The organism is Roseibium sp., from assembly GCF_025698965.1.
Taxonomy (GTDB): Bacteria; Pseudomonadota; Alphaproteobacteria; order Rhizobiales; family Stappiaceae; genus Roseibium.
The window spans coordinates 1-6,095 of record NZ_JAILWL010000403.1; the positions used below are offsets into that span (position 1 = coordinate 1).

Consider the following 6,095-nt stretch of genomic DNA (forward strand, 5'->3'; position numbering starts at 1 on the left):
CGTCTTGCAAATATGAGAAGGCCCAAAAAATAGGACCAATGCCTCTCACCGGACGCTTACGGAGATTGTCAAAGGCGAGATCACAATCCGGCTGGATGCGGCCACGCCAGCAGCCCGAATTGCCGAGATTGCAGCGGCGCTATGATCCATCCGACCCATGGGGGGAAGATATACATGGCCACGAAGCCGGTGGATTTCCGCAAGGGCCATGATGGATTGGCGGCTTTGGTGCAGAGTCATTTACAAAATAAGCCGTTTGACGGTGCGGTCTATGTGTTCCGGGCCAAGCGCGCAGATCGGCTAAAGCTGATCTTCTGGGATGGATCGGGGCTGGTGATGGCGTACAAGCGGCTGGAACAGAACCAGTTCAAATGGCCCGCGATCAAGGATGGTGTCATGCGGCTCGATCCGGCACAATTCGAGGCGCTTTTTGCCGGTCTTGATTGGCGGCGGGTGACGGCCAGGTCGATCCGTCCACCGGCTGCGGCAGAGTGAATTAGCCATTCATTTGCAGGGGTGGTTTCTGTGTGCGTTTGGTATTCAGTGCCCATGGAGTTGCCCGCTTATCTCCCGGATGATGTTGATGTGTTGAAGGCCCTGGTGTTGGCTTCGCAGGCCAAGCTGGCGGAACAAAACATGCTGCTTGCCGACCGCGATGCCATGATCACCCGCAAGAAGGATCAGATCGCGACGCTGGAGAAGCTGGTTGCGGATGATAATGTATAAATTCTTTCGCACATTTTCAGGTTGAGACGGCTCCCTTTATTCTGATTGAAGGGAGCACGGTACGACTGATGACGATGAGGGCAAAGAGATGAGCAATGTGATCCGGATTGATGAGGCTCGGATCAAGGATCATCTCGGTGAGATGGTGCGCGGCACGGTTGAAGAGGCCTTGAATGCGATGCTTGACGCGGAGGCGGACCGGCTTTGCGGAGCCGGCCGGTATGAGCGCAATGAAGGTCGCCAGGACACGCCAGCTGGTAGTCACGAACGCTTGCTGCACACCAAGGCTGGCGAGGTGAAGTTGAAGATGCCGAAGCTTTGTCGTCAGACATTCGAAACGGCGATCATTGAGCGCTACCAGCGGCGGGAATGCAGCGTCGAAGAAGCTTTGATGGAGATGTACCTGGCCGGTGTTTCGGTTCGCCGTGTGGAAGATATCACTGAGGCGCTGTGGGGCACGCGGGTGTCTCCCGGTACCGTTTCCAATCTCAATACGAAGATCTATGCGAAGATCGAGGAATGGCGGAACCGCCCCATAGAAGGCGAGCATCCTTTTCTTTATCTGGATGGCATTGTGATGAAGCGGACCTGGGCCGGAGAAGTCCGGAACGTGTCCTTGCTTGTTGCCTGTGCGGTCAATGCGGAAGGATTTCGGGAGATCCTAGGAATCTGCGAAGGCGCCAAGGAAGACAAGTCCGGCTGGTCAAACTTCCTGCGGCATCTGGCGGATCGGGGTTTGTCCGGTGTGAAGTTGATCATTTCCGATGCCTGCCGGGGTTTTGTGGAGAGCATTGCCGATTACCTGCCGGATGCACAGTGGCAGCGCTGCATGGTTCATTTCTACCGCAATGTGTTCAGCCACGTACCGTCCACGAAGGTGCGCGAGGTCACCCATATGCTGAAGGCCATTCATGCTCAGGAAAACCGCAAGGCTGCACAGGAAAAGGCTGAAGCAGTGATCGCGCATCTGCGGGCGCAACGCCTGACGCGGGCTGCCGGTCTCATCGAAGAGAGCATCAGGGAGACGCTGACCTATTACGGTTTTCCGGACAGCCATTGGCGCAAAATCAGAACCAACCATCCGCTGGAGCGCATTATGAAAGAGATCCGGCGCAGAACCCGTGTGGTCGGCGCAATTCCAGATGGCCAATCATGCCTGAGCCTGGCCGCGGCCAGGCTCAGGCATATCGCAGCGGGCAAATGGTCTGCCCGGAAATACATGAGCATGGCACCGCTCTACCAGGAGCAAAATCAAACCCAAGAAGCCGTCGCCTGAAAACGAAAGTGCGAAAGATCTTTGACACTACCCGGATCAGCCGGTCGTTCACGAAACAACGTAGCTGTACCGCGTTGATGTATGCGCCGTCACAAGTGTTGTCAGGCTATTCGCCTGAACAATCGTATCTATTCAGCGGGAGAGCACGCTGAATGGTTGAGCTTTTTCTCGATTTATCTTGGGGTTGAGTTCAAGCAACCCTGTAATATAATCTTCCATTGGTGTGATGCGTTGCAATTCAATTGCAACGAAAAATACACACATTACTCGGGAGGGTGCCGTGAAAACGACTTTTGTATCTTTGTTTATCGGGCTTGTTTTGATGGGATCCGCCAAGGCACAAGATGAATTGAGCTTTGTATTCAGCTCCGTACCGGAAAATATTTCCGAAGAAATTTGGATTACTCCTTGGGAAAATAGCGAAGCAAACAAACACGGAACAAGAATAGCTCCGAACCATCGACAGTACGATGAAATTAAGACGTACATTTATTCGAGTATAGAATCAGGTCGCCCTCCTGATGTTATCGAGATTTCGATAGAGCAGCTTGATTTGTTGTGTGAAGCAGGTTCATTGGCGGAATTGGATTACCAACAGCTTGAAAGTGGTGCCTCTGATGCCTTTCGCCGTGATGATTTCCTGGACGGAACACTTCATCGCTGCGGAGTTCCGATAGCGATTTGGAACACATTGATTGTCGCAAGAGCTTCGTCGCTGAAGGATCGTGGCGATTCAGAACCGGTTTGGACTGATTTTTTTCATCCCGAAAAGATCGCCGGTAATAGAGTTGTTTCTCACACGGGCAGGTTGATTGCTCCACTTGCTCTTCTATCGACAGGCGTTGAGCAACAAGACGTGTTTGAAACTCTATCATCAGAAGAAGGCATTCGTCGCACATTGGAGATCAGCGCGCCGTTGCAAGGTCGAATAGAGGATATCGGATCTTCGGCCAACTTTATTTCCTCGACGGAAAACAATGCTGCGGCTATCGGGCTGCTTTGGGAGACGCAACTCGCACAGTATGATGGCATTGCAGATGATTTCGTAAACTTGGGTGCACCGCCCATATCGGAGGTTGCATATCTAGCGATACCAGCAGGCTCCAAAAACAAAGAGGGGGCCATGGAGTTTATCCGTTTTGCCAGCTCATCCGAGCGGTTAGCCGAGCTGCAAAAGAAGATGGGTACAGGCAGCCCAAGGCTATCTTCCTTTGACCACTTCGTCCAGCAATGTTCCGAGCCAAAATGCGGATGCAAAGGAAGCAATCAGTGCCTAAAGTCTTGCTGCGACGACGACAAGCATCTGTTCAACCTACGTTTGGTCGACTCACCGAGGTTCTGGGAAGGGGACGGCGCGAGAGTGTCGGAAACGGTCAAGACCAGCCTAGGCTTTCAGTAGATGCGATGTGTTCGATTGTTTCTCAACCTATTGGGACGATACAAGGATGGGGTAACTCTACTCCTCGCATTTATGGCGATATTTGTGAGTTTTTACTCGTATTTGGAGTACTTAAATGATCGTCGAATAGACAAAGCCCTTGATGTGCTTAAAAGGCGAGAAGCAACCTTATTTGTCGATGCTCGGACGAAGTTAATAAATTTCTGGATTGAAAACGAGACTCTTCTTAAAGATCTTAAGGAAACACAGCAGTACACTGATGAAATTTACATAAAAGCCGCTTCGGAAATTCTAGATAGCAAAGATTATGTTATTTCTCTCCACAATTTATCTCTGTTCTATAACAATGCAGTAGCTTGCGCCCTCGACGGGATCTGTGACCCAATCACAATTTGCGGATCTCTGTCAGGCGAAATTCAGGAGTATCTTAGCATCAACAGAGGATACTTTGCATATGCGATGAGTATCCGCGATGAAGACGCAAGATCTATGTGGCTCCACATGCCGGAATTCATGAAATTCTGCGAAAGAAAAGCTGGTGTTCGAATTTTTTCCAGGCATGATCGTTCATCTTGGTGCCAATCGAATGTGGTGTTGGAGCGCTGGTTTGGTTTGAGTTTTGGAAATGCCTGCAGTCCAACGCAAACCAAATGGGATGAACGCATTGAAGATTTCTCCCATCACTGCAGCGTAAAGAATTTGTCAAATGCAGGAAATAGCCCTGCGATTGATCAAGCAGAGCGTTGAGCACTCGCGTCGAAAGTCCTCATTGTGAAGTGCTTGACTGAAAGCTCAACGCGACGATATCGGACGTGAGCTGTCTGCAACAATGCTCATAGCGAGGCTATTCAACGATCACTTTTCTACTGAATGGCCCTCAGAACGCAATATGCACCGTTTAGGTGTAGAAGGCGAGACTTGATCTGACATATTGGTTTTCGAGCTGAAGGTTACCGGCTTTGACGGTTGTGACCAAACAATCATTTCAAGGTAGGCGGTGGTCTGATCCCACCGAAATCCATGTTTTTTGCTTTGTCTCCGATGAGTTTACTATTGACCCCGACACACATAATGGAAACTGATAAAGCGCTGAAATCAAAGAGTGCCAAAAAGTCGTGACTAGTGAGGCGTATCTGATTTGAGGGAATTTTTTATGTCTTCCCATTCTGCAGACAGACTTGGATTTAGTCGAAAAAAGATTTTCTCAGAAAGAGTAACAGATGCGCGAGACTTTGCTGTTTCGTATTCTGCGAAGTTCTCAAGTGCTTGAGCATGGCAGATACTGTTATCAAATACTTCTACTGTGGATACAAGATTGCGAATTTGCTTGTAAATCTTCTCGCTCTTATAGCGTAACCATTCCATGCGAAGCCACTTTACAATTATTTCTTCACTAAAGATTGCCTGGGTTGCAACTATAATCCACGACAAATCTGCAGTTCTAGAGACAGCACATGCTATCCATACGACGAAATACAATCCTATCTTTGCGCGTTCCCAAGGGAGCATTTTGGAGAGAATGCTCTTTGTGAAAAAGCAACTCTCCATTGTCGACAATACTAGCTTTTGGATAGGATTTGCTTCGCTATTGTTGAAGTATCCAACGGCATTCTCGTGGGTTAGTTTTACCGAAAAAGAGTTGGACAGAAGATCAAGTCGTCTCTGATCTTCAGCGCGGGGGGATAACCATAGCTTAGCTGCAAGGCCGCCGATAAAGTTCCCAATGACCAAGATTACAAAGATTGTCTGAGTTATTTCTTTCCATGGCTGAGTAGTTACAAATAGCGCAGCTATTGAAAGTGCTGCACATGACCAAAACACCCAACCCGAAATTTTCTCTGTATTCACGAGCGGCTTGAAGTATTTGTCGCCAATAGGATCTTTTCTGCCCATTAATTTTTCTCAATAATAACCTGGAAAGTTGCCGTCGAAAAACTTGTTCCACCAATAGTATGACATGGAAATGTTTCCTTTTCTTTCCTCCTCAATAGCCTTTGTTGATCTGCTCAACGCAGTGCTTAGCTTAGATGAGGCGTTTTCTTTCACAGCTCCCGAACAAGGATAAACGTAACCAGATATGCCTTGAGGGTCTTGCATTGCAGCTAGCCCCTTGTTTGAGAGGTGATTGAGTGCTCGCCTTACATCGTGTTTATAGATAATAGAGCTCTCTCCCTTTGCATATTCTGTTACACGAAGCTCGATATAAAAAGAACGCAATCCTACCGATTTCACGTAATTCCAGTATTTGATAAGGCGAATTAACTGTTTTAACTTTCCATCTAGTCTATTGTTTTCTTTGTTTACCCAAGAATTGTGCGCGCTAGGACTAGCACGCATCCATTCCCCATATCGGTTAGGGATATCGTAGACGTTGAAACCATTGTGTTTTTTTACAAAATCTGCAGGGATAATTTCATGGCGTTGTGTTCCATTCGCAAATGGTACAACAACTGCGGGGCTATCAACATGAACACCAGTATTCGGAAATCTTGCTGCTAAGGATTCCTTTATTTTTCGAAGGCTTATTGAGGAATCTTTTTTAAGTTGATTGGTTGGAATGATAGCAAAGTAGTCGATGTCGCTTACGACACTTAAACTTGTACCGTGACCGAAAGAGCCAGAACGAAACATTCGGGTGAGATTAAAATCTGTCTGTAAGCGCGATTCAATGCTTCTCCGGTGAGATGCAGCGGC

General features: G+C 48.3%; 7 protein-coding genes. 5 read left to right on the top strand and 2 right to left on the bottom strand.

The features are described 5' to 3' along the window. Positions 1 to 174: 174 nt before the first annotated feature. From tnpB to K5905_RS25200, 5 genes are all read left to right on the top strand, one after another. Complete coding sequence (gene tnpB / locus K5905_RS25180) at positions 175 to 495, top strand: IS66 family insertion sequence element accessory protein TnpB (protein ID WP_297589245.1); 321 nt, start codon at positions 175 to 177, stop codon at positions 493 to 495. A 54-nt stretch (positions 496 to 549) separates the two neighbouring features. Further along, positions 550 to 726 carry a hypothetical protein gene (locus K5905_RS25185; RefSeq protein WP_297589248.1) on the top strand — a complete coding sequence of 59 codons (177 nt, stop codon included), beginning with the start codon at positions 550 to 552 and terminating at the stop codon, positions 724 to 726. Positions 727 to 814: 88 nt separating this feature from the next. After that, positions 815 to 2,002, top strand: a complete 1,188-nt coding sequence (locus K5905_RS25190) for an IS256 family transposase (protein WP_297589250.1) — start codon at positions 815 to 817, stop codon at positions 2,000 to 2,002. A 280-nt stretch (positions 2,003 to 2,282) separates the two neighbouring features. After that, on the top strand, positions 2,283 to 3,401 hold the full coding sequence (locus K5905_RS25195) for an extracellular solute-binding protein (protein ID WP_297589252.1): 1,119 nt from the start codon (positions 2,283 to 2,285) through the stop codon (positions 3,399 to 3,401). Positions 3,402 to 3,485: 84 nt separating this feature from the next. Further along, positions 3,486 to 4,148, top strand: a complete 663-nt coding sequence (locus K5905_RS25200) for a hypothetical protein (protein ID WP_297589254.1) — start codon at positions 3,486 to 3,488, stop codon at positions 4,146 to 4,148. 372 nt (positions 4,149 to 4,520) lie between these two features. Here the strand turns inward: K5905_RS25200 and K5905_RS25205 are convergent, their stop codons facing one another. Together K5905_RS25205 and K5905_RS25210 are read right to left on the bottom strand one after the other, a co-directional pair. Continuing rightward, a complete protein-coding gene (locus tag K5905_RS25205; protein WP_297589256.1) occupies positions 4,521 to 5,294 on the bottom strand; it encodes a hypothetical protein in 774 nt (257 codons plus the stop codon). A gap of 9 nt (positions 5,295 to 5,303) precedes the next feature. Then, positions 5,304 to 6,095 (bottom strand): hypothetical protein (locus K5905_RS25210; RefSeq protein ID WP_297589259.1); only part of this gene is annotated, 792 nt, incomplete at its 5' end.

What these genes read in the sequence shown, in the direction of transcription:
- tnpB (WP_297589245.1), top strand. Translation starts at nt 175, where the DNA reads ATGGCCACGAAGCCGGTGGATTTCCGCAAGGGCCATGATGGATTGGCG.
- K5905_RS25185 (WP_297589248.1), top strand. Translation starts at nt 550, where the DNA reads ATGGAGTTGCCCGCTTATCTCCCGGATGATGTTGATGTGTTGAAGGCC.
- K5905_RS25190 (WP_297589250.1), top strand. Translation starts at nt 815, where the DNA reads ATGAGCAATGTGATCCGGATTGATGAGGCTCGGATCAAGGATCATCTC.
- K5905_RS25205 (WP_297589256.1), bottom strand. Translation starts at nt 5,294, where the DNA reads ATGGGCAGAAAAGATCCTATTGGCGACAAATACTTCAAGCCGCTCGTG.